Origin of the sequence: Rahnella sp. ATs2, from assembly GCF_051851855.1 — a bacterium.
Classification (GTDB): domain Bacteria; phylum Pseudomonadota; class Gammaproteobacteria; order Enterobacterales; family Enterobacteriaceae; genus Rahnella; species Rahnella variigena.
The window spans coordinates 124,096-148,211 of sequence record NZ_JBLYPL010000005.1; the positions used below are offsets into that span (position 1 = coordinate 124,096).

The 24,116-nt window shown below is 47.2% G+C and carries 18 protein-coding genes; 5 read left to right on the forward strand and 13 right to left on the reverse strand.

Annotation, left to right across the window (positions count from 1 at the left end):
• Positions 1 to 20 precede the first annotated feature (20 nt).
• From ACJY2G_RS06515 to ACJY2G_RS06555, 9 genes are all read right to left on the reverse strand, one after another.
• On the reverse strand, positions 21 to 1,013 hold the full coding sequence (locus tag ACJY2G_RS06515; RefSeq protein WP_430318823.1) for a glycosyltransferase family 4 protein: 993 nt from the start codon (positions 1,011 to 1,013) through the stop codon (positions 21 to 23).
• Positions 1,014 to 1,043: 30 nt separating this feature from the next.
• Positions 1,044 to 2,252 (reverse strand): hypothetical protein, encoded by a 1,209-nt coding sequence (locus ACJY2G_RS06520; protein WP_439291561.1) that lies wholly within the window; start codon positions 2,250 to 2,252, stop codon positions 1,044 to 1,046.
• Position 2,253: 1 nt separating this feature from the next.
• The gene (locus ACJY2G_RS06525; RefSeq protein ID WP_430318821.1) at positions 2,254 to 3,402 is read right to left on the reverse strand and encodes a glycosyltransferase family 4 protein; all 1,149 of its coding nucleotides are present in this window, start codon (positions 3,400 to 3,402) and stop codon (positions 2,254 to 2,256) included.
• 107 nt (positions 3,403 to 3,509) lie between these two features.
• Positions 3,510 to 5,687 carry a polysaccharide biosynthesis tyrosine autokinase gene (locus ACJY2G_RS06530; RefSeq protein ID WP_430318820.1) on the reverse strand — a complete coding sequence of 726 codons (2,178 nt, stop codon included), beginning with the start codon at positions 5,685 to 5,687 and terminating at the stop codon, positions 3,510 to 3,512.
• Between the two features lie 19 nt (positions 5,688 to 5,706).
• The gene (locus ACJY2G_RS06535) at positions 5,707 to 6,141 is read right to left on the reverse strand and encodes an arsenate reductase/protein-tyrosine-phosphatase family protein (protein ID WP_120161052.1); all 435 of its coding nucleotides are present in this window, start codon (positions 6,139 to 6,141) and stop codon (positions 5,707 to 5,709) included.
• 2 nt (positions 6,142 to 6,143) lie between these two features.
• Positions 6,144 to 7,280, reverse strand: a complete 1,137-nt coding sequence (locus ACJY2G_RS06540; RefSeq protein WP_120161053.1) for a polysaccharide export protein — start codon at positions 7,278 to 7,280, stop codon at positions 6,144 to 6,146.
• A gap of 288 nt (positions 7,281 to 7,568) precedes the next feature.
• Positions 7,569 to 8,999: an undecaprenyl-phosphate galactose phosphotransferase WbaP gene (gene wbaP / locus ACJY2G_RS06545; RefSeq protein ID WP_430318819.1), complete on the reverse strand. Its 1,431-nt coding sequence runs from the start codon at positions 8,997 to 8,999 to the stop codon at positions 7,569 to 7,571.
• Between the two features lie 736 nt (positions 9,000 to 9,735).
• Complete coding sequence (locus tag ACJY2G_RS06550; protein ID WP_430318818.1) at positions 9,736 to 10,290, reverse strand: helix-turn-helix transcriptional regulator; 555 nt, start codon at positions 10,288 to 10,290, stop codon at positions 9,736 to 9,738.
• A gap of 960 nt (positions 10,291 to 11,250) precedes the next feature.
• On the reverse strand, positions 11,251 to 13,965 hold the full coding sequence (locus ACJY2G_RS06555; protein ID WP_120161059.1) for a cation-transporting P-type ATPase: 2,715 nt from the start codon (positions 13,963 to 13,965) through the stop codon (positions 11,251 to 11,253).
• A 293-nt stretch (positions 13,966 to 14,258) separates the two neighbouring features.
• Between ACJY2G_RS06555 and ACJY2G_RS06560 the strand changes: the two genes are divergently transcribed.
• Genes ACJY2G_RS06560 through ACJY2G_RS06570 form a run of 3 tightly spaced genes read left to right on the forward strand, consistent with a single transcriptional unit; the run spans position 14,259 to position 19,374 of the window.
• Positions 14,259 to 15,344, forward strand: coding sequence for an efflux RND transporter periplasmic adaptor subunit (locus ACJY2G_RS06560; RefSeq protein ID WP_439291565.1), 1,086 nt, complete (start codon positions 14,259 to 14,261; stop codon positions 15,342 to 15,344).
• Positions 15,344 to 18,412: an efflux RND transporter permease subunit gene (locus ACJY2G_RS06565; RefSeq protein WP_439291567.1), complete on the forward strand. Its 3,069-nt coding sequence runs from the start codon at positions 15,344 to 15,346 to the stop codon at positions 18,410 to 18,412. Before ACJY2G_RS06560 ends, ACJY2G_RS06565 begins: the two co-directional genes overlap by 1 nt.
• Positions 18,409 to 19,374: an acyltransferase gene (locus tag ACJY2G_RS06570; RefSeq protein WP_112287796.1), complete on the forward strand. Its 966-nt coding sequence runs from the start codon at positions 18,409 to 18,411 to the stop codon at positions 19,372 to 19,374. Before ACJY2G_RS06565 ends, ACJY2G_RS06570 begins: the two co-directional genes overlap by 4 nt.
• 64 nt (positions 19,375 to 19,438) lie before the next feature.
• On the opposite strand, the gene ACJY2G_RS06575 is transcribed toward ACJY2G_RS06570, so the two are convergent.
• The 3 genes from ACJY2G_RS06575 to ACJY2G_RS06585 form a co-directional block, all read right to left on the reverse strand.
• Positions 19,439 to 19,693, reverse strand: coding sequence for a hypothetical protein (locus tag ACJY2G_RS06575; RefSeq protein WP_113878143.1), 255 nt, complete (start codon positions 19,691 to 19,693; stop codon positions 19,439 to 19,441).
• On the reverse strand, positions 19,683 to 20,339 hold the full coding sequence (locus tag ACJY2G_RS06580; protein ID WP_439291570.1) for a hypothetical protein: 657 nt from the start codon (positions 20,337 to 20,339) through the stop codon (positions 19,683 to 19,685). The genes ACJY2G_RS06575 and ACJY2G_RS06580 overlap by 11 nt, the downstream gene beginning before the upstream one ends.
• Before the next feature lie 130 nt (positions 20,340 to 20,469).
• Positions 20,470 to 21,018 (reverse strand): helix-turn-helix domain-containing protein, encoded by a 549-nt coding sequence (locus ACJY2G_RS06585; RefSeq protein WP_112287794.1) that lies wholly within the window; start codon positions 21,016 to 21,018, stop codon positions 20,470 to 20,472.
• 97 nt (positions 21,019 to 21,115) lie between these two features.
• On the opposite strand from ACJY2G_RS06585, the gene ACJY2G_RS06590 reads away from it, so the two are divergent.
• Both ACJY2G_RS06590 and ACJY2G_RS06595 read left to right on the forward strand, forming a co-directional pair.
• Positions 21,116 to 21,784, forward strand: coding sequence for an AzlC family ABC transporter permease (locus ACJY2G_RS06590; RefSeq protein ID WP_113878141.1), 669 nt, complete (start codon positions 21,116 to 21,118; stop codon positions 21,782 to 21,784).
• On the forward strand, positions 21,781 to 22,104 hold the full coding sequence (locus tag ACJY2G_RS06595; protein WP_113878140.1) for an AzlD domain-containing protein: 324 nt from the start codon (positions 21,781 to 21,783) through the stop codon (positions 22,102 to 22,104). Before ACJY2G_RS06590 ends, ACJY2G_RS06595 begins: the two co-directional genes overlap by 4 nt.
• 51 nt (positions 22,105 to 22,155) lie before the next feature.
• Here ACJY2G_RS06595 and ACJY2G_RS06600 read toward each other — a convergent pair whose 3' ends face one another.
• Complete coding sequence (locus tag ACJY2G_RS06600) at positions 22,156 to 23,517, reverse strand: APC family permease (RefSeq protein WP_112287800.1); 1,362 nt, start codon at positions 23,515 to 23,517, stop codon at positions 22,156 to 22,158.
• Positions 23,518 to 24,116: the final 599 nt, after the last annotated feature.

Below are 24,116 nucleotides of genomic sequence, written 5' to 3' on the forward strand. Positions count from 1 at the left end.
AATAGCCTATGAGGTGCAGTTTACTTTTTTAAGTTATTCAAACAATTCGTTATCAGATCGGCCGTTTTCTCCCAGGTGAATTTTTTAGCCTGAATTAAACCTTTTGCTATTAGTTCCTTTTTCAAATCTGGATTGTAATAAAGGTTGCCTATTGCCAGCGCAATCTCCTCAGTGTTTTCAGGATCCACAAGGATTGCTGCATCACCTGCGACTTCTGGTAAAGAGGTGGTGGTGGACGTTATCACAGCGGTACCACTGGACATTGCTTCAATGACAGGAAGACCAAAACCTTCGTAAAGTGAAGGAAATAATAAAAAAAGTGATTCTTTGTATAAAGATGCCAGTTCGCTGTTCTCTACGCGCCCTTTAAAAATAACTCTATCCTGCAAGTTTGTACGTTTAATTTCGTTCTGCAGGCTTTCATCCGGATCCCCTGTGAAAACTAATTTTACTGATGGCGGAATGTTAGCCATGTGAAAAGCTGATAATATTCTCGATTCATTTTTATGTTTCTTTCTGTTACTGACAACTAAAATGTATTCACCTTCAGAGTTAGTTACCCTACTCTCTGTATTTAAAAACTCCTCCGACACACCATTCCCAACCACCAGGACCCTGGAATCACTTATGCCTGCCCATTCACAAATTCTTCTTTTTGAAAAATTCGACACTGTCAGAACTTTAAGCGATTTCTTACAAGCTCTTTTCATCACAAATTCATAATATATTTTCTTAAGAAAACTACTATTGTGTTCTATATCTATATGATTCAAGTCGTGAATAGTAATGACACTTCTGTTTAAAAAGAATAACGGACAGTTATATCCCGGTGAAAAGTATACCCCACGTTTGAATGCTAAATATAAAGTGATAAAAAAAACATCAAAAGGACTTGTTGGTTTCAAACCATTTTTTATTTTTAGAAATCCCTTATTGCGTACCGATACTTCATTTGCGAATCGTCCGATCCCATGCTCACCAATCCAGCGTGCATCAAAAATTATTCTTGCCATCCTTATCCCCATTCATTTCAATCAGCATTTCTAACATGCTTTATAGACTCTTGAATTGATCAAAAACCCCATGGAAAGTGCCATAAATGGATACTCCGGAGCCGTCATTGATAATCCAAATAAACATAAAACTATCAGCAACAATGATAAATACCTGCAAGTATTCCCATTATTAAATACAGTAGATTGATAAAAAGCCCAGAATAATAAAATGAATCCCAACAGATAACCACCGGAACCAATAAGATAAAGATACATACTATCACCCGGATTATAGGCACCTGTCCCTAATTTGGAACCCACTCCAATCGTTCCCATTCCACCACCAAAGAAAAGGTTTCCATTACTGATGATAGTATTAACACCTTCCGGCCAGGTATTAATCAGTCGATCATTCAGCGATGCTAATAACATAACCTGCATCGGATCCCTGCTTACATTAAAATGATAGTTGGTACTTCCTATCGTAAACACTGTAAAGATAAAAGCACAGGCTAATGTAATCCGCCATATAACTTTGACAGGAATAACTTTCACCAGAATGTAGAGAAGGAGAATAATATGGAGTAAAAAAATTGTTTTAGATATGGTTAATAAAGCTACAAGTGCACTAAAAACAAATGAACTAACAATCAAGGTTTTACTTTTACTTGTTGATACTATATATAGAAGAAGAATTAATACGTTAGCGGATGCCTGTAAAGAACTCTTAAAAAAACCAGCGTATCGGGTATAGCCACCGCTGCTGCCTATCTGAGAGGAAGAAACATCCATCCCGGCAATTTCATATGATACGTTATACCAGGGGTAGTTGAAAAACACGTTACAAATAACACCACAGCATGATAATAGAAAAATAATTACTATAATACGGTTTGTTTTTTTCTCCTTAAGATTTGACATAATTATTCTTGCCCCGTGATACCCCAGAAACAGAGGAAGAATTGCCCAAATACCGACAAATAATGCTGCCGGTTGAGATGATATCATGCTTATAAAAATCAAATAGCATATAGTTACTGAAGCAATCATGCCATTTACAGTTACTTTTCTATAATACAAAACCAATATTATCGAGAAGGCTTGAGTCAGTAAAATAAAGAGCTTTGGTATTGAAAATAAAAATTCGACACCAGCCATATGAAAGACCATCCGAAGTGGTCCTGCAAAGCATTCAAAAATGATAAAAAGTAACAACGTTAGTCCAATAAGCTTTTTCTCTGCCCCCTTCATTGTCATTTTATACACCCGATTTGCCGTTATAAACCCGGAGATATTGGTTAGCTATTTCCCTGGGTGTAAACCGCTCAATAAGCGAAGAGTCGACGACTTTTATCTCAGCGGTTGCTATTTTATCGTCGAAGTCACGTTCAATATTTTCGGTAATAATGATGTTAGGCAGGAGCATAGATAACTCTGTCATTGCCCCAACCGGGTTGGTGAGAACCAATTTATCAGCCAGTACACATTCAACCACAGTACGCCCAAAGGGTTCATCCCATCTGACAGGAAGAACGACAGCATCAACCTGATTCAGAAAATCGTCCAGTTTCATAAAACCTTTCAGGGTCACATCAGATTTATTTGCCAACTCCATTAGTGATTGCTGCTCTTCAATATTGACGAAGTTACCGGCAGCAATGAATGAATATTTTCTTTTATACTGACCCGCTACATTACAGAAGATATCAAATCCTTTTTCAGTTGATAACCTACCGATGAACCCTATTCTTTTAATTTCCTTAACTTTATCTGCTTCTATTTTTGAGACAGCATTATAAATAACATGGTGTCCCGCTCTTGTGAAAAAGGCGTTATCGCAATGCTGTTTTTTGATAAATTGACTAATGCCGACATACTCATCAACATGTCGGTCATATACTCTCTTTATTGCAGACCAAAATACAATATTTTTACCTTTTAAACTCATCCTCTGACCATGACTAAATAATGTGCTATTAGGATGAAAAAGATAATAGTCTCTTGAAGTATGTATGAGTCTGACCTTGCATTTCTTTACAGCCTTCCATAAAAGCACTGAAAATCCTGATATATTATTTGTATGAACAATATCAGGAGCAAATATCTGGATTTCTTTCAAAGCCTTAAAATACATTTTCACATTCAAATAATCGAACAAATGCCAGATAGCCTTTTTTAAAAAGCTTTTATTTTCATTCGTAAATGGCCAATAGACATTGGATAACGGTAACTTAACAAGCTCTACCCCATTAAGCGTAGTCACTTCCCTTTCATCCCCTTCCGTAAGACTCACCACTCTCACTGTATGTCCTTGCAGCGCGAGTTCTTCGGCAAGGAGCTGAACCGAAACCTCGGCGCCACCAATTCTGTAGGGGAAATACAATGTGTTGAATATCATTATTTTCATTTTATTTCCCATTTCTTCGAAGGTGCTGCATATTTATTAACAGGGTCACTTATTTAATGATGAGCATTCCGTCTGAGAAACTTGTCTCCCAGATGGAGATCTAAATTCTATTTTTCTTTGTTATCGGTGTAAGAGTAATCATATTGACTATAACCGTAACCGTAGTAGCTACTCGCCTTTTTAAGCACACCATTGAGAATACAACCTTTTATTTGCACACCCACTTGCTCAAAACGCCTGATACTGACCTCTACTTCTTTAACCGTGTTTGTTCCATAACGAGCAACCAGCAATGATGTGCCAGCGCAACGACCAATAATGGCTGCATCTGTTACGGCTAAAATAGGCGGTGTATCGATAATAACCAAATCATAGTTATCTGAAGCCCAATCAAGCATTGAACTTAAGCGTTTATGCATCAGTAATTCTGAAGGGTTAGGCGGTAACTTTCCTCTTGGGATGAAATCAATGCCTATCTCCGGTACATGTTTCTCTATTTCGTTAATATTTATTTTTCCGGAAAGAATATCCGACAACCCCTGTTCTCCTGTAAATCTGAATAGTTTATGTGAATACCCTTTTCGCATGTCTGCATCAATAAAAAGTACTTTTTTTCCTGACTGCGCAATGACCGCTGCCAGATTACTGGCAATAAATGTTTTACCCGCGTTTTGGGTTGAACCGGAGATCATCAGAATATTATTTCTTGCTTCCATCATGGCAAAATGCAAGCTCGTTCGCAGACTACGGATGGCTTCAATGGCTAAGTCTGCTGGGTTTTCTACGGCCAGGAATTTGATTTCTGATTGCCTTTTTCTCCCCCCACTTCTATTTGATCTCTCTGGTTTATTTTTCTTATTTAACCACTCGGAAAGCGGGACACTGGCATAAACGCTGACGCCAACTTCTTCCAGCTGCTCCGGAGATTCAATTCCACGACGCACAAAAACTTTCAGTAAAACGAGTGAAAAAGAAACAAATAGCCCCGCAACAATACCGATCAAAACAACCAGGGTTTTTCTTGGTTTCACCGGTTTAGGTTGTGTTATTGCGTTGTCGATAATACGAACATTACCGATTGCACTGGATTTGGCGATACTGAGTTCTTGCTGACGATTGAGCAACTGCATATAAATAGCCCGGCCAGAGTCAACATCTCGACTCAAACGCTCTACTTCTTGTTGAGTTGCCGGCATTGCCGTCACACGTTTATTTAGGCTATCTCGCTCATGCACCAAGGTCTGACGTTTTTCCAGCAGGGCCTTATACGTCGGATGGCTTTTCGTATAAAGTTGCGAAATCTCAGCCTCGCGAAACGTCAGTTCATTAAGCTGGCTGTCTACATTAACGATTTGCTCAAGTACCGATTTTGCTTCTAGCGATAAATCAACCGAATCCTTCTGACGGCGGTACACATTAAGTTTATCCTCAGCATCGTTCAGTTCGCTTCGTACAAGCGGTAACTGCTGATTCAGAAACTCCAGGCTTTTCGCATCTTGCGCAGCCTGACGGGCAATATTCTGGTTCAGATAGTTTTGGCTAATATCATTAAGGACTGACGTTGCCAGCACCCTGTCATCACTATTGAATGACAGGTTTAGGATCCCCGTATCTTTACCCTGTTCGTCGACAGTAAGCGAATTGATTAAACCGTTGATAGCATCTAATCGCGTTATATAGTTGACCGTGAATTGTGTTCCTGGATCAGCATCCATACTCCGGACGTTCAGGGCAATGCCATCTTGTGTAATTAAGGTCCCCACTTCTCCATCCAGTTTGAAATTATCACCTTCGACCTGGAAACGGTGTCTATCAATAACTGTCAGCGTAATGTTCGGTACATCATTACTGGTTTTAGGGATATACAGACGACTGATGCTCAGTTTTCCCGGGATCTCGCCGGTCATCCTTGCCCAGCCTCGGCCAAATACCGGAAAGTAATTCTGAGTTATAACAGCCTGTAAATTAAGATCATCAACGGTTTTGCCTAAGATCATCCTGGATTGCAACAATGCAATCTCAGGTTCAGAAACAGGCTGAGAATCCGGTAACATCTGGCTAATGCTATCAAGGATAGCGTTACCCTTTTTTTGTTCAATCTGTATCATCGCTGTGGCCTGGTAAACAGGTGTGGCGAATAGGGCATAAGTTACCGCCAACAGAGTGATAACAATTGTCAGAATAATAATCAGTTTACGGTGATCGAGAATTTCCCCATAAAGGCGTCCCAAATCGATTTCGTCAGAGTCTGGTGTTGCGGTTATTTTTGAAATAGCTGATGACATGCGATGATTTCCTGAGAGATTAGGCGGTGAGCTTCTGTGCCCAGCGTTGACAGGCCTGATCAATAAGCTGATAAACGGATTCGAAGGCTTCCTGGCTTTTGCGATAGGGATCCGGGATTTCCCGATGTTCTGACCAGTGTCCCAGTAGCATGATTTTGCCTCTGGCCTGTGGAGCCATTTCGCTGATGTGTTCCAGGTGCCTATCTTCCATCACCAAAATAAGGTCGAACTCTCCGGCCATCGAAGTCCGAAACTGCGTGCCTTTATGTCCTTCTAACGACACACCGTGGCGCCCGGAAACAATCACAGCAGTCTCATCAGCCGGGTGATTGACCATGGCCATCAGTCCAGCGGAACGGATCATTTTTTCAGGAAAATATTGCTTCATGATCCGTTCGGCCATTGGCGAACGACATATATTGCCGGTGCACACTACAAGAACTGAAGAGAACATGGTCAGTTCCACTGGTTGATGTAACGTGTGCCTTCAATCATGTCATGCACACCCGCAATGGTCGGGACTATCTGAGATATCACACGATTCCAGCGAACAAGCGGTGCTGTAGTGACATAAACGATATCGTAAGGTTGCAGCTGGAATTCAGTGCTCATCACCATCGAGGATGCATCTTTTGCATTTAACTGATAGATGTCGGCGATTTTGCTTTTATTGCTGCCTTTAAGCGGTCGAATGACAAATATCCCGGAGGCATCTGCCATGCTTTGTGAGATACCGTCTGAGTTACCCAGCGCTTCGGCCAGCGTCATTCCGCTGCGATCCATTTTCAGCGTGCTCTGTTTTGTGACTTCTCCCATCACAAACACTTTAAGGTCGTCATTACGCGGTACGAACAGAATGTCACCGGGATACAGTAAGCGGTTCTGTGTCAGGTCGCCTTTTTGCATCAGAGCATGCAGGGAAATCTGCGTATTCTGACCTTTATGGTTGAGCACAACGTTACGCCAGTCCGCATCCGGCGCTAATCCCCCTGCCGCATTGATGGCGTCAATGACAGTAAGAGGAATATTAGTGACGGGTTGCTGGCCGGATTTTACGACTTCCCCGGTGGTATAAATTTTTTGCGAACGGAACGCGGCAATACTGACGTCAACTTGCGGGCTTTCAATATAAGCTGCCAGACGGGTACTGATTTCCTGACGAACCTGGGTGACCGTTTTACCGGTGACTTTTAATTTACCAATATAGGGATAGAAAATCGTACCGTCTGAATTCACCCAGTTACCGGTATCACTGGCACTTCGATACTGACCTGCCGGTGTCGTCAGTTCAGGATGGTCCCAGACGGTCACCATCAGTACATCGCCGATACCGATATGATATTCATAATCTTTAAGCTGCTGATCTAACTGAGGATTGGGGCGGGCTATCACTGACTGCGGTCGTAAATTATCGATCAGTGCTGGCGTCAGGGGATAAATATTAACCAGCTTATCAATATCATAATGTCTATCGGGTTGTTCAACGACTTCTTTTCCTGCTGTTTTTAAACTCTGGCCTGGAACAAGGGTGCATCCACTTAATAACCCCAACGCGGTTATCATCAGAGAAATATTCAAAAATCTATTTTTCATTATTTCACATCATCTGTATTTCAGGTTTAATATCTGCCTATCAGAGAGAATCCCTATTCCCAATCTGGCAGTCGCAGTTTCTCATTCCTGTGTGTAGATATTAACAAAAGCATCAAAACACTTTCATGACGGAGCGATTCAAACCCTTTTATACAGTCTGAATAACCAGGACTACGAAAGTATTAAAACTTATTTTTCATGCAAATTAAGGTGACGGATTTATTTCTTATAAAGGCATCTGGTGCAGAATAATTTATTAAAAATCATCACGGGATCGTAGTTATCAGTCTAATAAGCCCCCTCTCTTCTGAGCACAACACTCACGGTTTTAAATAAAATGGCGATGTCATTCCACATTGACCAGTTTTTGACATACCAGGCATCAAGATAAACACGGGTTGAGTAATCGACTTCACTGCGTCCGCTCACCTGCCAAAGCCCGGTCATTCCCGGTTTGCTGAGCAGGTAATAATCAACTTCATCGCAATAACGCTCCAGTTCAGCAGTAATAACAGGACGCGGTCCTACCAGACTCATTTCACCTTTTAAAACGTTAAAGAGTTGCGGCAACTCATCAAGACTGGTCCGGCGCAGAAAATGGCCGATAGCCGTTATGCGTGGATCGTATTTTAGTTTGAACGTCAGATCCCATTCCTGTCGCGCTTCAGCATTATTTTCCAGCAATTCTTCCAGCACTTCCTTCGAGTTAATTATCATCGAGCGGAATTTCAGACATTTAAAGGGTTTACCATTTTGACCAATGCGTTCATGACCATAAATTGCGGGCCCGCCATCTTTTCTCACTTTACGGCTGATGTAGAGCAGCAGCGGCGACAACAGCATGATGATCGCCAGTGAACCGACGATATCAAATAAGCGTTTTGCCAATCGCGAGGAGCACTTCGCCAGGTTCTGATGCACGCGGAAAATCATCACTTCCTTGCTGAATATAAATGACATGTCGGTGTTATCCAGCGGCATACCGCGAAGCGTGGGAATGACAGAAACGGACCGGTATCCATTAATCATAAATACCCGCAGCCATGCATTTCGGATGTCGCTCTGATGCGATTCTACGGCCACGATAAACTGCGTCTTTTTATCGACATTAGTGCGTACCCAGTTTTCGTCCGAAGGCATAACCGGCACGCCTTCTATCGCATCTCCGGGCTGGTCGCTGGGTTCACTGGAAATAAATTTAAGAACCCGCAGTCCGAGGTTTCGGTCACTTTTAATGGCGTTATACCCTTCACGCGCATTATTGCCGCTGCCAATAATGATTGCATCTCGTTCCCAAAGCCCGAGTGAATCCAGCACACGCTTGGTCATCATTCGCGCGAATGGCACCAGAATAAGTACAAGAGTCCAGGTCAGTACCCAGAGATAACGGGAGAAATACCATTTAGCAAAGGCGATCACTGCGATTTCGATAAGCGCAAAAATAAGCAGAGTGCGCAGGATTTCTTTCAATTCAAACCAGAATGTTTTTCGATAGTAATAATGTCTTAGTCGCAGGTGAAACCACGCCACACAGCAAATGGCTAATAAGCTGTGCAACGCAATCCAGCCGGAAGTCTGTGCCGCGGGGATCCGTTGCTCAAAATCCGTCATGACCTGACTGAGTATCCCTTTAGCCAGATACAGAGAAAGGGTGAAGCTAAGAAAATCGGATAACGCGAGTAATAAATTTGACCAAAGGTTCCTGGTGAGAAATGTCATATGCACCTCACAACAATTAACGATAATAATCCTCCCTCACGCCTTTGCCTGAAGGAATTTTATGCTGATGAATAATAATGCGATAGCTGCGTGAGTCAGACATCAAATGTTATAGTCATAAATAAAACGCATAACATTTCCTGATGCAGAGAAAAATCTCATGCCTAGAAAGTCTATTGCATAATTTATAGTTAAGTTTTATACATTCTTAATACGCACATGATAACTCATTGTTTTTTGGCCATGCTACCGCCCCTGGTTTACGGCCACCAATTTGCCAAAACATAACCAAGATAATTTTTAACGCAGTTAATCCTCACCAAAATATTCAGGGTGATTTATGCGGGTAGATCTACATTAAAGTTGCAACGGGCAAATAACGTTTTATTCACCTATGCATCACTTAATATTCTCTTTATCAAAAAAAAATGAGTAGACTCTTCCTGTCCATAGGCAAACCACAACGCCCCGTACATGCTCCGGCTATTACTGCCACTCAGAAACTCAATGTACTGTGGACTTCCGGCGCCATACATGATGACGCCATTACAATTATGGCCTGAGGGGATCTGGTTTTTTCTTAGTGAAAGGGTTCCCTGGTGTTGCCAAAAAGGTCTTACTCATTTTTATATATTCAAATATTTACTTATTACCTAAGACAAACTGGACTTTCCTGTGCCGAAATTGTCCAGCCCTGACGGTCAGCATCGTAAAAAATCTGACCATAGCATCACTTTTAACTGCCAATTCTGTTTCCCACAGCGTGTTTATGCAAAAAAAACAAAGCTGAACTGCTGTTGGCGTCAACGCCTATTTTCCTCAAGGAATTGCACTTATGTACACTTACCGTCTTGACACTCAGTTTCAGAATATTTGAGATGCTTGTCACCGACAGACCAGACATCATCATCACTAAAACCTTCTCTTCCATCCTGGTAATATTGTAATTAAAAGCCTGCTTGTTAAGCGTCGTGCCCTGAAGCTGGATAAACTGTTCTACTGAAGTCACGACGACAGCCAATTCTTTTTTTTTCTTAAGAAACTTAAATTCTTTCTTAAGCAAAAGTTCAAGCATCAACATATCGACCGCAGAGGACATAATGAGGATCCTTTCCGGGTCCAATACGCTCATATTTTCTCGCAAAAACTCATAACATCTGTGGAACCCGCCGCCTGATGGATCAATGATCAGATAATCTTTTGCATACAAGTTCACCTCATCGCCGTGGTCATAAGAAATGACTTCATTAACGTAAGGTAACTTCCTGGAGATTATTTCTTTCAACGCCAATTTTGTATACTGGCACTCACTCCAAATTATTACCCGAGGCATTGAGCCGCCTAATTGTGAGGTTTTAAAAACGCTTAAATCCTGCCCCGTGAAACCGGGGAAGAATAAAGCACTCTCAGAGAGATATAAGGAAAACGAATATTTAAATTCGTTCTATATCCTATTTAAATCTTTTCAGTAGCCGTATGTAGAGTAATACGCAGCGGAAACTCTTCAAATCGTTTTTCTCGCTCATAATTGCAGGCAACAATAGGTTTAACCGATCGATTTACACGATCTTATCGTTAAACCCATCAATTTTTACTAGGCAGATTCCTAATGAATCCCGAAAAACACCAAGAAAATGTGAGTATCGCAACGATTTTTGATATATTTCGACTCGAAACTAAGAATAGTCTCATTAATAATCCCTCCCATAGAGTGTGTTTCATTCGCAGAATAATTAACCTGAAAGTTTACGTTAAAACAGAATATTTCACTTTTTTAAGGGTGATTTAAGTTTCATTTATTTACCGATAATAAACACGAAAACATAAGAATTGAGTGATTTTCTGAAAATCTTATTAGGTGAAACTGATCTATTGGTTTTTTATATACATTTATGCTTGTAAATTAACATTTGCAATTCACCAGGGCATACCTCAGAGTATTCTTACCTGATGTGAAAATAGTCTTATTGCTTTAATTTGAAACAAACATCGCCCCTGATTTGTTTTTTAGCTAATAATATGACCAAGAGTATTCTTAATTAAACCCCCTCTTTAAGTAACATTTCCGTATCAAAAGAGAGGAATTCCACTTGACGTTCTTCATCTATCGGACAGGATGCGAAAATATGTAAATTATGTTTTCTAAAAGGGAATATATTTGGAAAAAAAATGCCTTAAACTGAGCGAAAAAAAACCAGCCTTTAGGCTGGTTTCCGGTTTAGCAGCGGACATCTGATGATAATGCGGTTAGTTAACTCGCCTTCCGCCAGCTACGGGTCAGTACTTTTTCTATCTCGACAATCACGAACAGCGCGATACCGATCAACAGGCCGATGATCCAGTAGAAGAACGGCAGCGGTCGTGTGCCGAACAGCGTATTCATCAGCGGGACGTAGATAATGATCGCCTGCAGCGCGAACAGCACCACGGTGACAATCCAGATCCCTTTGTTTTGCAGCAGACCGCGGTTGAGTGAGAAGTTATCCGAATCGCGACAGTTAATCATGTACACCCACTGCGCGGTCACCAGTGTCTGCAACAGCACTGTACGGATGAATTCAGGTTCATAACCGCGCGGTTGCAACCAGGCTTCCAGCATGAAGGCGCTGATTGAAATCAGTAGCCCGACAAACGCCACACGCCAGATGGCGTATTTATCCATGACGTGTGCGCTGACATTGCGCGGCGGACGGCGCATCACACGGCTTTCGGCTTTCTCAAACGCCAGGCCGAAGGAGAGCGTGGCGGACGTTGCCATGTTCATCCACAAAATTTGCACCGGCGTCAACGGAAGCAGATTCCCCATCAGAATAGCGATGATAATCAGCAACCCCTGTGCCAGGTTGGTCGGCATAATAAAGAGGATGGTTTTCTTCAGGTTATCGTAAACGCGCCGCCCTTCCCTGACCGCATTGGCGATAGTGGCAAAGTTGTCATCCACCAGGATCATATCAGCAGATTCTTTGGTCACCTCGGTGCCTTTAATGCCCATGGCAATCCCGACGTTGGCCTGTTTCAACGCAGGCGCATCGTTCACGCCGTCGCCGGTCATCCCTACAATTTCACCGGTCTCCTGCAACGCTTTTACCAGACGCAGTTTATGCTCCGGGCTGGTACGGGCAAAAATATCGAACTGAACGGCCGCCTTTCTCAGCTGCGCGTCATCCATATGTTCCAGCTCATAACCGGTGATGGAATTCTCGCTGTTACCGATGCCGAGCATTTTACCGATCGCCATCGCCGTTTCCTGATGGTCGCCGGTGATCATCTTGACGCGTATCCCCGCCTGCTGACATTCGCCAATCGCCACAATCGCTTCCGGACGCGGCGGATCCATCATGCCCGCAATGCCGATCAGCACCATACCGTGACTGAGTTCAGGATGATCGAGTGCCGCAACCGGTTGATCAACCGGCTTCCAGGCCGCGGCCACCATGCGCAGCCCTTCGCTGGCATATTGCGTAATTGCCGATTCCCAGTAGGCATGATCCAGCGGCACCGCACCTGCCGGTGTTTGCTGGAACTGGCAGAGTTTGAGCAGCACATCTGGCGCGCCGGTGAGCATTATCTGCGACTCACCGTTTTTCTCGCCCGCCACCGCCATATATTTGTAAAGCGAATCAAACGGAATTTTACTGCTGAGATTAAACGCCAGCTCCGGCAAATGCGCTTTGGCCGCCAGCACTTTCAGCGCCCCTTCGGTCGGGCCACCGGTAATCCCCCAGTGTCCATGAGCATCCTGTTTAAGCGTACTGTCGTTACAGATATCGACTGTACGCAGGAACTGAGTCAGCAAAGGCGAAGAATCCGCAGGCAGCGGCGACGCCGAACCGGCAATCGTAAAGCTGCCCATAGGTTCGTAACTGTTGCCTTCCACCGTCCAGATGTTATCCGCCAGGATCACTGCTTTGACGGTCATTTCGTTCATGGTCAGCGTGCCGGTTTTATCCGAACAAATCACCGACATCGCGCCCAGCGTTTCCACTGTTGGCAGCTTGCGGATAATGGCTTTGGAGCGCGCCATCGCCTGCACGCCGAGCGAAAGAATGATCGAGATGATCGCCGGTAAGCCTTCAGGTACCGCCGCGACTGCCAGACTTATCACCGACAGCAGCAGTTCGCCAAACGGGATATCGCGCAGCAGATAACCGAAAATCAGCAGCGCCACCATCATGAACAGAATGATGACGAAAATGGATTTACCCAGTTTGTCTATCTGCACCAGCAGCGGCGTTTTATTGTCTTCAATGGAGGACAACATTTCATTGATATGGCCAAGCTCGGTCTGGCCGCCGGTGGCAAATACCACGCCGCTGGCGGTACCGGAACTGACCGTAGTGCCTGAAAACGCCAGGTTTTTGCGGTCACCAATCGACTTCTCACCTTCCAGCGAATCGGTTTTTTTCGATACCACCGTGGATTCGCCGGTCAGAATGGCTTCTTCCACCCGCAGGTTATGGACATCTATCAGACGTAAATCGGCAGGAATTTTGTCACCGGGACGCAGCAGTACAATGTCGCCCGGCACAATTTCATCGGTTGCCACGGTGACCTGTTGTCCGCTGCGTAATACCAGCGCCTCACTGGAAAGCATATTCTGAATACTTTTCAATGATTTCTCGGCATTATTTTCCTGAATAAAACCTATTAAGGCGTTGATCACCGCCACGCCTAATATCACCAGTGTGTCTACCCAATGACCCATTATTGCGGTGACGACGGCAGCGGCGAGTAAGATATAAATCAGGATGTCTTTAAAGTGAGAGATAAACTTTATAAATAAAGACTTACCTTCTTTTTGCGGAAGAACATTCGGTCCGTAATGTTTTAGTTTATTTTGTGCTTCTTCGGGGGAAAGCCCGGCTGGTCCTGACTGCAACCCCGCCAGACTTTCTTCTACAGTTTGCTGATACCACAGTTTTTCTGTGGTCGTTTTATTCACAGCAAGTGGCGCTGGATTATTCATAATGCCTGACTCCTTGACCCCTGAAATGGTTCATGAATGAAGCGGGTAATGAATGAATTGTCGTGATGTTTTCTGGCAAGATGCGTAAAGCTGTATAAACTATAATATACCGACTTAAATAGTGTTAATTCCTTGCTTTAAAAAAACAATTAAATAAACAAAAACAATAAGTAGCTTAATAGTCTCACTAAAAATACGTCATAGCAGAAAATAGCGGAGCCTGTGTATTAAAGGCCTTCACTATTCTGCCGGGAATAAATTTTTCGCATGTGGTTTGCATGAGGGGAAGTATTTTGAATATCCGCTTTTCTCCCGCTCTGATCCTCCTTTTACTTTTAAGCGCCTGTGATCAGAAAACCACAGACGCCCCCGTTCCGCCACGTCAGGTTAAAATCGCTACTGCTGAAGCGGCCAGTCCGCTGAGTACCCGCGTGTTTCCGGCACGCATTCTGGCTGGCGATAATACTGATATCGCGTTTAAGCGCGCAGGCCAGTTGCAGACGCTGGAAGTGCGGGAAGGCGAGGCGGTGAAACAAGGGCAAATCCTCGCCCGGCTGACTAACAACGATGCCCGTCAGCGTCTGAACGATCGCCAGAGCGCGGCCACGCTGGCGCAGCGTCAGTTCGAACGTTACCAGACGCTGGCACGGCGCAACGTGGTGTCGCAGGCGGAACTCGAAGTGCACAAAGCCAGCCGGGATTCGGCCAGAGCCGCGCTGAAAATCGCGCAGGAAGAACTGAATGATTTGAACCTGACCGCACCGTTCAGCGGGGTGATCGCCCGGCTTTCTGTGCGAAATCATCAGGTCGTCGCTGGCGGTCAGCCAGTCGCGACGATCAGCCGCTCAGATCTGTTAGACGTGATTTTCAGCGTCCCGGAAAACCTGTTTACCAGCCTCGATATGCGTAATGCCAGTTACCAGCCACGGGTGCGCATTAACAACCTTCCTGACCGCGAATTCACCGCCACTTATAAAGAACACACCGCCAGCAGCGAAGCCAATTCGCTCACCTGGCAGGTGACGCTGATCATGCCACGCCCGGAAAACTTCCCGGCCGTCGCCGGTTTAAGTGGCACCGTGACGATCAATCCGGCCAATCTCGCGACGGCAACGCCCGTGGATACGCTGGTGGTGCCGGTCGAAGCGGTATTTAACCCGGACAGCAGCCAGCGCAATGAGGCACACGTCTGGGTGATTGCCGGTGAAGGCGACACATTACATGTCGAAGACCGCAAAGTGACCGTCGGCGAACTGACCTCTCAGGGCATCGAAATCAAATCCGGCCTGCAAAAAGGAGACAGGGTGGTCGCGGCGGGTGTCAGCGAATTACACGCTCAGCAACCGGTTCGCATCTGGGTCAGGGAACGGGGTCTGTGATGAGCATTAACGACAGCTTTATTAATAATCCCACGCGCGTCTGGCTGGTGATCCTGCTGCTCGGCGTGGGCGGACTGATTGCGTTGTTCAATATCGGGCGGCTGGAAGATCCGGCGTTCACCATCAAAACTGCCGTGGTGTCCGTACAGTATCCCGGCGCCTCTTCCCAGCAGGTTGAGGAAGAAGTCACGCTGCCGCTGGAAAACGCCCTGCAACGCCTGCCTTATGTCGATAACATTTCCTCGATTTCCGCCGTCGGCTTATCGCAAATCACCGTCAATATCGACTCCCGCTATCACTCCTCCGAACTGCCGCAAATCTGGGATGAACTGCGCCGACGCGTCAATGACGCCACGCTGCAATTTCCGCCTGGTGTCAGCCCGCCGTTCGTGAACGATGATTTCGGCGATGTGTACGGCTATTTTTTCTCGATTTATGGCGACAACTTTACCAATCCCGAACTGCGTAAATATGCAGAACAATTGCGCAGGGAACTGGTGCTGGTGCCCGGCGTCGGTAAGGTCGCCATCGGCGGTGTCCTGCCTGAACAGGTTTATATCGAGATTTCCCGCGCCAAAATGGCAGCATACGGCGTGACCTTGCCGCGTCTGGCCGATGTGCTGAACCGGCAGAATCTGGTGTCCGACGCGGGCAGCATGACCGTCGGCAGCGAGTCGATCCGACTGCATCCGACCGGTGGTTTTCAGAATATTGATGAATTGAATAATGTGCTGATCAGCCCCGCCGGAACCACGCACAGCATTTACCTGCGTGATATCGCCACGGTGTCGCAGGGCGTAAGCGATCATCCGGGCAATATTTACCACGCCAATGGCCGCGATGCGCTGACCATCGGTGTCTCGTATATTCCCGGCGTGAATGTCATGAATATCGGCCATGCGATTGAAGCCCGCATGCAGCAGCTGTCCGCCGATAAACCGGCCGGGATCCAGCTGAAAGTATTTTATGATCAGGCCTCTGAAGTGAAGAAATCCGTCGACGGATTCATCATTAACTTCCTGATGGCACTGGCGATTGTGGTCGGCGTACTGCTGATTTTTATGGGGCTGCGCAGCGGGATCATCATTGCCGTGTCGCTGGCGCTGAACGTGCTCGGTACGCTGCTTATCATGTATTTGTTCGGCATCGAGCTGCAGCGTATTTCGCTCGGTGCGCTGATTATCGCGCTCAGTATGCTGGTGGATAATGCGATTGTGGTGGTGGAAGGCGTGCTGATTGCCCGCCAGCAAGGCAATCCGCTGATGAATGCCATTTCGCACATCATTAAACGTTCTGCCCTGCCTTTACTGGGCGCCACCGTGATTGCCATTCTGGCGTTTGCACCCATCGGCCTCTCGCAGGATTCGACCGGGGAATACTGTAAATCGCTGTTCCAGGTATTACTGATATCGCTGATGCTCAGTTGGGTGACTGCTCTCACGCTGACGCCGGTGCTGGTGAAATGGGCATTCGCCAACATGAAAGTGGCAGAGAAAAAAACGGATGAGCAGGCCGATGATCCCTACGGCGGCTGGATATTTCGCGTTTACCGGCGCGTGCTGTCGGCGCTGCTGGTACGCCAGACTCTCACGCTGGTTGTTCTCGCCGCGCTGCTGGCGGCATCAGTCTGGGGATTCGGCTTTGTGCGCCAGAACTTTTTCCCGTCGTCTAATACGCCAATTTTCTTCGTCGATTTGTGGATGCCTTATGGCACCGATATCAACCACACCGCGCGTATTGCGGGAGAAATCGAAAAAGAGATCAATCATCAGGAAGGCGTGGAAAACACCGTGACCACCGTCGGTCAGGGCGGGATGCGCTTTATTCTCACCTACAACGGCGAACGCCAGTATTCCAACTATGCGCAGATTATGGTGCGTATGGACGATCAGCGGAAAATCGCCGCACTGACCCGCCGCACCGAACAGAACATTCGTGACCATTATCCCGAGGTCAATGCCAGCCTGAAACGCATCATGTTTGGCCCGTCCGGCGGCAGCGCGATTGAAGTGCGCATCAAAGGATCCGATCCCGATACGCTTCGCCAGATCGCCAGTCAGGTCGATAAAATTATTCTCGAGGACGGCGCAGCCGACGGCTTGCGCAACGACTGGCAGGATCGCAGCAAAATGGTGCGCCCGGTGTTCTCGCCTTATCTTGGACGCGAACTGGGCGTTGACCGGGGTGACGTCGACAGCGCATTACAGATGAATTTCAGCGGCAGCACCGTCGGCATATTCCGTGACGGTTCGACGTTGATGCCGGTTGTATTGCGTCCCCCGTCAGTTGAACGGCTGGATGTCGATCACATGGCCAATATCATGGTCTGGAGCCAGACGCGCCAGCAGTTTATTCCGCTAAGTAACGTGGTCAGTGATTTCAGGGTCGAATGGGAAGACCCGCTGATCATGCGGCGCGACCGCTCTCGGGTGCTGACCGTGCTGACCGATCCGGATCCGGCCAGTGGCGAGACTTCCGGCGATATGCTGGCGCGTATCCGGCCGCAGGTTGAGGCGCTGACCTTGCCGCACGGCTACAGCATAGAATGGGGCGGCGACGCGGAAAACTCCGCTGAAGCGCAGCAGGGATTATTCACCACGCTGCCGATTGGTTTCCTGATGATGTTTATCATCACCGTGCTGATGTTCAGTTCGGTGAAAAACGCCATCGCCATCTGGCTGACGGTGCCACTGGCGCTGATCGGCGTGACATTTGGCTTCCTGCTGACCGGCATTCCGTTTGGATTTATGGCGCTGATCGGCCTGCTCAGCCTGAGCGGCATGCTGATCCGCAACGGCATCGTTCTGGTCGAGGAAATCGGCCAGCAGAAAAAAGAGAAGAGTCAGACCGAAGCGATTATCTACGCCGCCACCTCGCGTCTCCGCCCTATCCTGCTGACCGCTTTCACCACGGTGCTCGGCCTCGCACCGTTATTGCTTGATGTCTTTTTCCAGAGCATGGCGGTTGTTATCATGTTCGGGCTGGGATTCGCCACCGTGCTGACGCTGCTCGCGCTGCCGGTGATTTACAACTGTTTCCATCGTGAAGGACAACGACGTACACAATGAACACCACGGGACTGAATATTATTAAAACGCTCGGCTGCCTGACCGCCGTGACTTTTTTTACCGTTTATAACACTTACGACAATTACAATTATAACTACGACAGCATTCTGGCTTTTCTGACCTTTATTTCGACCATCGCCACGCCGCTGTTTTTTGTGGTTACCGGTTATATGGATGCCGGTTCGCAGCACACAACAGAATGGCAGATGAAGAAAATTCGCAGCATATTAACCCTCTTCATCTTCTGGTTTTCGATTTATTATTTATGGGGGCCTTACCAGAAAGGCTATCTTATCCAGCCGTGGTTCATCTTTTCGCTGGTCATTATTTACACCTTCCACCCGCTGGTGGAATGGCTGGCTAAAAGACGCGTCATTCTCGCCTCGCTGATTGCCGGTCTGCTGATTTTTTCGTTTGCGTATGATCTGCTGGCCATCTATTACACTGAACACAAAGCCTTTTCGACGCCCGCACAGTTCCGCATCTGGACCTGGGTGCTTTATTATCTGACCGGGCAGTTGTTGTATGATCCGGTGATTTCCGCGATGTACGGCCGCCCGCGGGTGGCAAAAATTGCTGCCATCGCCATTCCGTTTGTGTATATTTTCACCTGGTTTTATGAAAAACATTTCTTCTTTTCACTCTTCAACATGGAGCGCAACAGCTTTATTCTGACCGGATCGCAGGTCTATATTCTGGTGGTATTGATTATTATCGCGGCCAATGGCGTCAAACAGGACGCCACGCGGTTGCCGGTCAGTCAAATGGTCAGTTCGCTGGGGAAAACCATGACCGGCGTTTATATTCTCCACTACACCTTTTTCAATTTATTAATCCAGTGGATCCCGATCAATTCCCTGACCGCAAAACTGTTCGTCATCCTGCTGACGTTCCTGCTTTCAGTGCTGTCTTCAATGTTGCTGCTAAAGAACAGTGTGACGAAGAAACTGATTACGTTTTAAGAGGGTGGTCTGAGGCAGGGATCAAATATGATCCCTGCAAATGGGGGGAACTTTATTAAGGAAATTAATTATCACGTTTGTCTCTGCCAGTGATTTTATCAATCGCCTTAGACAGAAAATAGAGGAACACGAGCCACACTCCGATGCTGACAAACTTCATCGGCCAGGGTTCGACAAGCATAATGCAAAGTATTGGGCCAATAACGATCAGTGGGCCAATAAGTGCTTCAAAAGCATGATGAATAGTGAAGGTGATAATTTTAGAGGTAATATTAAGTAAGGAGCGGATAAAGCGTATAAAAATAGTATTATGCTGCATTGAGCTTCTTCTCCACGCTATCCATAATTTTCCTGAATGTGGGTTCACCTTGCGTCATTCTGACATGTATCGCGTCCACAAAGGGTTGGACTGAAGATTTAAACAGGAAATAAAGCAGGTCGTAATCTCTTGGTCTGAGAAGCTTATAAATTTCCGGGAATTCTGCCTGCAGAGATTCAGAGGTGCGTATTGAGCGTTCTGACATACCACCGATCATTAAAATAGTACTTATAGCCCCAATATAGGGTTTACTGCTGCTGGCCGAAATGAAGGAAACCCGCTCTAATACAGCTCCCGATATTTTAGTGATAACCATAGAAGTGCCGAATCTGCCAAGTACTGATGAAACTACACCTCGGTAAATTTTGTCTTGCTCAGTTTCTGAAACATATTTATTAAACTCAGTAAAAACCAGTTTCACTGCTTCAGAGATATGATGGTGATTCAGAATGTCGTTTCTGATTGCTGCCGCCATGCGTATTCGCATCGTTTCATGTATGTATCGTGAACCGGTATCAAATACCCCATACGCCATGTATCCAAAATCAACCGGAACGGTAAGTGCCCCGTTTATAAGGCCATATACAGAATCAGGGGACAGAATAATCCCGGCAATCCGCGTGGCGATATCTTCAATGTCAGCCATGTCATCCCTTAGCTATTAATAATTCCCGCGCAAATTGTAGGTCATTAATAACTCAGCAGCCAGACTCTTTATTGTATATACCTGCCGCGCAGTACCTCCGGGATCACAGATTGATCATTAACACAAAACCTCAACTCTGCTCCGACACCAGCACCGCCATGGTGTCTGGTTCCAGTGCGCGGAAGATGTGTTCCACGTCGGCAGGATAGGAAATGTAATCACCGGCATTCAGCTCCACCGGCGAATCCACCAGCCCGACGAGGGCACGCCCTTGCGTGATAATGATGTGTTCGACCGATCCCTGCGGATGCGGGCTGGAAACGCGATCCGCGCCCGGCTGGGTGGTCAGCAGATAAATATCCCGGCGCGAACCCGGCGGACACGTCGCCAGCAAAACGGCTTTATAATCCGCCAGTTCAGCAACCACTGTCGGGCCTTCGCCACGGCGGATCACCTGCATCTTGTTCACTTCCGGTTCCATCAGGCGCGCGAAAGGAATATTGAGGGCCACGCACAGCGCCCACAGGGTTTCCAGACTCGGATTACCGTTGCCCGCTTCCAGCTGCGACAGCGTTGATTTGGCGATGCCAGCACGACGCGCGACTTCTGCCAGTGATATACCCGCCCGCTGACGTTCACGAACCAGACCTTTAGAGATAACGCTGATAGGTTGCGACATGATCCTGCCTGTTTTATATAACGAACGATCGTTCGACTTGAAGAACGATTCAGATGCGTTCATTATAATGGGAAATCGTTCGTTATGGGATTGAATTATGTCTGCGCGTTTCTTTTCACCGCTGGGAAGTGATGTGGTGAAAGCCATCTTCCTGGTCTGCCTGGCCGATGGTCTGGTGGGGATTTCGTATGGTTCGCTGGCCGTCGCGGGCGGCTTTCCGCTGTGGGTGCCGCTGATGCTCTCACTGCTGGTACTGGCCGGTGCGTCTGAGTTTTTATTTATCGCCATCGTCGGCGGCGGGGGCAGTCCGTTCGCCGCGGCCGCAGCCGGATTACTGGTTAATGCGCGCCATTTACCGTTCGGGATTGCGGTAAAGGATCTGGTCGGCAACAAGGGCATGAGCTGGCTTGGTTGCCACATCATGAATGATGAAAGCGTGGTGTTTGGCATCTCCCAGCCTACTCATGAAAAACGCAAAAAAGCCTACTGGTTATGCGGTGCGGGTATTGCGCTGTTCTGGCCGGTCAGCGTGATTGCCGGTGCGTACATCGGCCAGTTCATTCCCGATATCAAAGCCATTGGCCTCGACGCAGTATTCCCGGCCATTTTGCTGGCACTGATTTTCCCGGCATTGCGCAGCCGCCGGGCGCGCATTCCCGCTTCCTGTGGTGCGCTGATTTCCGTCGCCGCCGTGCCGTTTGTGCCTGCCGGTATGCCGGTGCTGTTTTCCCTGCTCGGATTACTGACGTGGAGGAACCGGAAATGATCTCTCACAGCCTGATGATTGCCGGTATTGCGGTGCTGGCCGCCGGAACGTTCCTGATGCGTGTGGCCGGTTACCGTCTCGGTTCGCGCCTTAATTTCTCACCGGCGACGCAGACGATGCTTTCCGATTCTGCGACCACTTTATTGCTCGCCGTTGCGGCGACATCGGCGCTGTTTGAAGGCCAGCATTTTGCCGGATACGCACGGATTATTGGCGTCGGCGTTGCGCTGTTTTTAGCGTGGCGAAAAGCGCCGCTGATTGTGATTATTATCGCGGCCGCCGCCGTTACGGCGCTGATGCGCTGGCTGGGGATTCACTAGCAGAAACAAAAATGGCTCCTGCGAAGGAGCCATTTTCATATCAGTCAGGCGTTACGCCACGTCTTCGTATTGCGGTACCGGATTGCGGAAACTTTTGGTCATGCAGGCCAGATAAATGAAGCCGATTGCGCCCCAGATCAGCCCCAGCACCATCGACCCTTCTTCCAGATTCACCCACAACGCGCCCACCGTCAGCGCACCGCACAATGGCAAGAGCAGATACTGGATGTGATCCATCACGGTTTTATTGCGCTTCTCACGGATCCAGAATTGCGAAATCACCGACAGGTTCACGAAGGTAAACGCCACCAGCGCACCGAAGTTAATCAGCGCGGTTGCCGTCACCAGATCAAAGTTAATCGCCATCAGGGCAATTGCGCCCACCAGCAGCACGTTAAAAGACGGCGTGCGCCATTTCGGATGGATATAACCGAAGAAACGTTTCGGGAACACGCCGTCGCGCCCCATCACATACATCAGACGGGAAACGCCCGCGTGCGCCGCCATACCGGAAGCCAGCACGGTGATACTGGAGAAAATCAGTGCGCCAAACTGGAACGCCCTGCCCGCCACCTGCAACATAATTTCCGGCTGTGACGCGTCCGGGTCTTTAAAGCTGGAGATGTCCGGGAAATAGAGTTGCAGGAAATACGTCGCCGCAATAAAGATCACGCCGCCGATCAATGCCGTCAGGAATATTGCCCGTGGGATCACCCGTTCTGCGTCTTTGGTTTCTTCCGACAAATTACTGATGCCGTCAAAGCCGGTAAAGGAGAAACACAGAATGGTCGCGCCGGTAATCATCGGCACGGTATGCGCGTTTTCACCCCAGAAAGGCTTAGTGCTGGCGAGCGTGCCGTAGCCGGTGCCGTGATCAACGCCATAAATCACCATACCGGTGATCACCGTAATCAGCACAATCTGCAAGACCACTACCAGCGTATTAATGTTGGCGACGGTTTTAATACTGCGCAAATTCGACAGCGTCATAAATCCGACCAGCACCACCACAAATATCCACGACGGCACCGAAGGCACCAGCGCTTCAAAATAGATTTTGGCCAGCAGGATATTAATCATTGGCGCGAATAAGTAATCAAGCAGCGACGACCAGCCGACCATAAAGCCGACCACCGGATGAATCGCTTTTTGCGCGTAAGTATACGCTGAGCCCGCAGAAGGATAGCGGCGCACCAGCTTGCCGTAGCTCAGCGCGGTAAACAGGACGGCGATCAGCGCAAACGCATACGCCGTTGGCACATGGCCGTCAGTCAGGCCGGAGACAATACCGAACGTATCGAACAGTGTCATGGGTTGCATATAGGCCAGGCCTATCATGACAACCGGAATCAGCGTAAGACTTTTACGCAATTCCACGCGGGAGGCGGTACCCGTAACGACGTTATCCGACATGATGTGTAATTCCCATGATGGAAAACGCGGCATAGTGAGAGTGCTGCACCATTAATGTTTCCTTGCGACATGACTGTCGGTATCTGAAAGTAAATATCTATCCGGTACTAAGCCCGGCCTCTGTTTTGAAAGTTTTCTTGTGCGAAGAGTCCTTCGCCAATGAAGAAATAACGGTTAATCCCCGATTTGCGGGGCGCATATTTTGCCCTATTACGTAATGAAATGACAAGGCGGGGAGGAATAAAGACAGGCATTAAATAAAATAAGCAGTAAAAACTGGCACGTATTGTCAAAGCGGGTTTCAGCGAGTTTTAGAAATTGTTCTCATTATGTGAAACAAAGATAAAATGCGGTTATTAATAATCGAATTCTGGCGCTTAAATATAACCTTCAGGCCTGTTATTTAACATTCAGACGGTTACCGTCCGATCCCCGTGTATGCATCTGTACAGGACAACTCGTACTTATGGGCAAAATCTGAAAAATTCGTCCACGGAAGCCTTTTTAGATCAGACTGTTTGTAAACACCGGAGGGGTAGTGCTTCGCAGGCAGCCGGTCGTGAGGTCCGCTGGCATGGCATACAGGGAGCTGTGCCGTG

Bases quoted from the DNA above. Each gene is read 5' to 3' on its own strand.
- ACJY2G_RS06515 (WP_430318823.1), bottom strand. From the start codon at position 1,013: ATGGCAAGAATAATTTTTGATGCACGCTGGATTGGTGAGCATGGGATC.
- ACJY2G_RS06520 (WP_439291561.1), bottom strand. From the start codon at position 2,252: ATGACAATGAAGGGGGCAGAGAAAAAGCTTATTGGACTAACGTTGTTA.
- ACJY2G_RS06525 (WP_430318821.1), bottom strand. From the start codon at position 3,402: ATGAAAATAATGATATTCAACACATTGTATTTCCCCTACAGAATTGGT.
- ACJY2G_RS06530 (WP_430318820.1), bottom strand. From the start codon at position 5,687: ATGTCATCAGCTATTTCAAAAATAACCGCAACACCAGACTCTGACGAA.
- ACJY2G_RS06535 (WP_120161052.1), bottom strand. From the start codon at position 6,141: ATGTTCTCTTCAGTTCTTGTAGTGTGCACCGGCAATATATGTCGTTCG.
- ACJY2G_RS06540 (WP_120161053.1), bottom strand. From the start codon at position 7,280: ATGAAAAATAGATTTTTGAATATTTCTCTGATGATAACCGCGTTGGGG.
- wbaP (WP_430318819.1), bottom strand. From the start codon at position 8,999: ATGACATTTCTCACCAGGAACCTTTGGTCAAATTTATTACTCGCGTTA.
- ACJY2G_RS06555 (WP_120161059.1), bottom strand. From the start codon at position 13,965: ATGAATAATCCAGCGCCACTTGCTGTGAATAAAACGACCACAGAAAAA.
- ACJY2G_RS06565 (WP_439291567.1), top strand. From the start codon at position 15,344: ATGAGCATTAACGACAGCTTTATTAATAATCCCACGCGCGTCTGGCTG.
- ACJY2G_RS06570 (WP_112287796.1), top strand. From the start codon at position 18,409: ATGAACACCACGGGACTGAATATTATTAAAACGCTCGGCTGCCTGACC.
- ACJY2G_RS06575 (WP_113878143.1), bottom strand. From the start codon at position 19,693: ATGCAGCATAATACTATTTTTATACGCTTTATCCGCTCCTTACTTAAT.
- ACJY2G_RS06580 (WP_439291570.1), bottom strand. From the start codon at position 20,339: ATGGCTGACATTGAAGATATCGCCACGCGGATTGCCGGGATTATTCTG.
- ACJY2G_RS06585 (WP_112287794.1), bottom strand. From the start codon at position 21,018: ATGTCGCAACCTATCAGCGTTATCTCTAAAGGTCTGGTTCGTGAACGT.
- ACJY2G_RS06590 (WP_113878141.1), top strand. From the start codon at position 21,116: ATGTCTGCGCGTTTCTTTTCACCGCTGGGAAGTGATGTGGTGAAAGCC.
- ACJY2G_RS06595 (WP_113878140.1), top strand. From the start codon at position 21,781: ATGATCTCTCACAGCCTGATGATTGCCGGTATTGCGGTGCTGGCCGCC.
- ACJY2G_RS06600 (WP_112287800.1), bottom strand. From the start codon at position 23,517: ATGTCGGATAACGTCGTTACGGGTACCGCCTCCCGCGTGGAATTGCGT.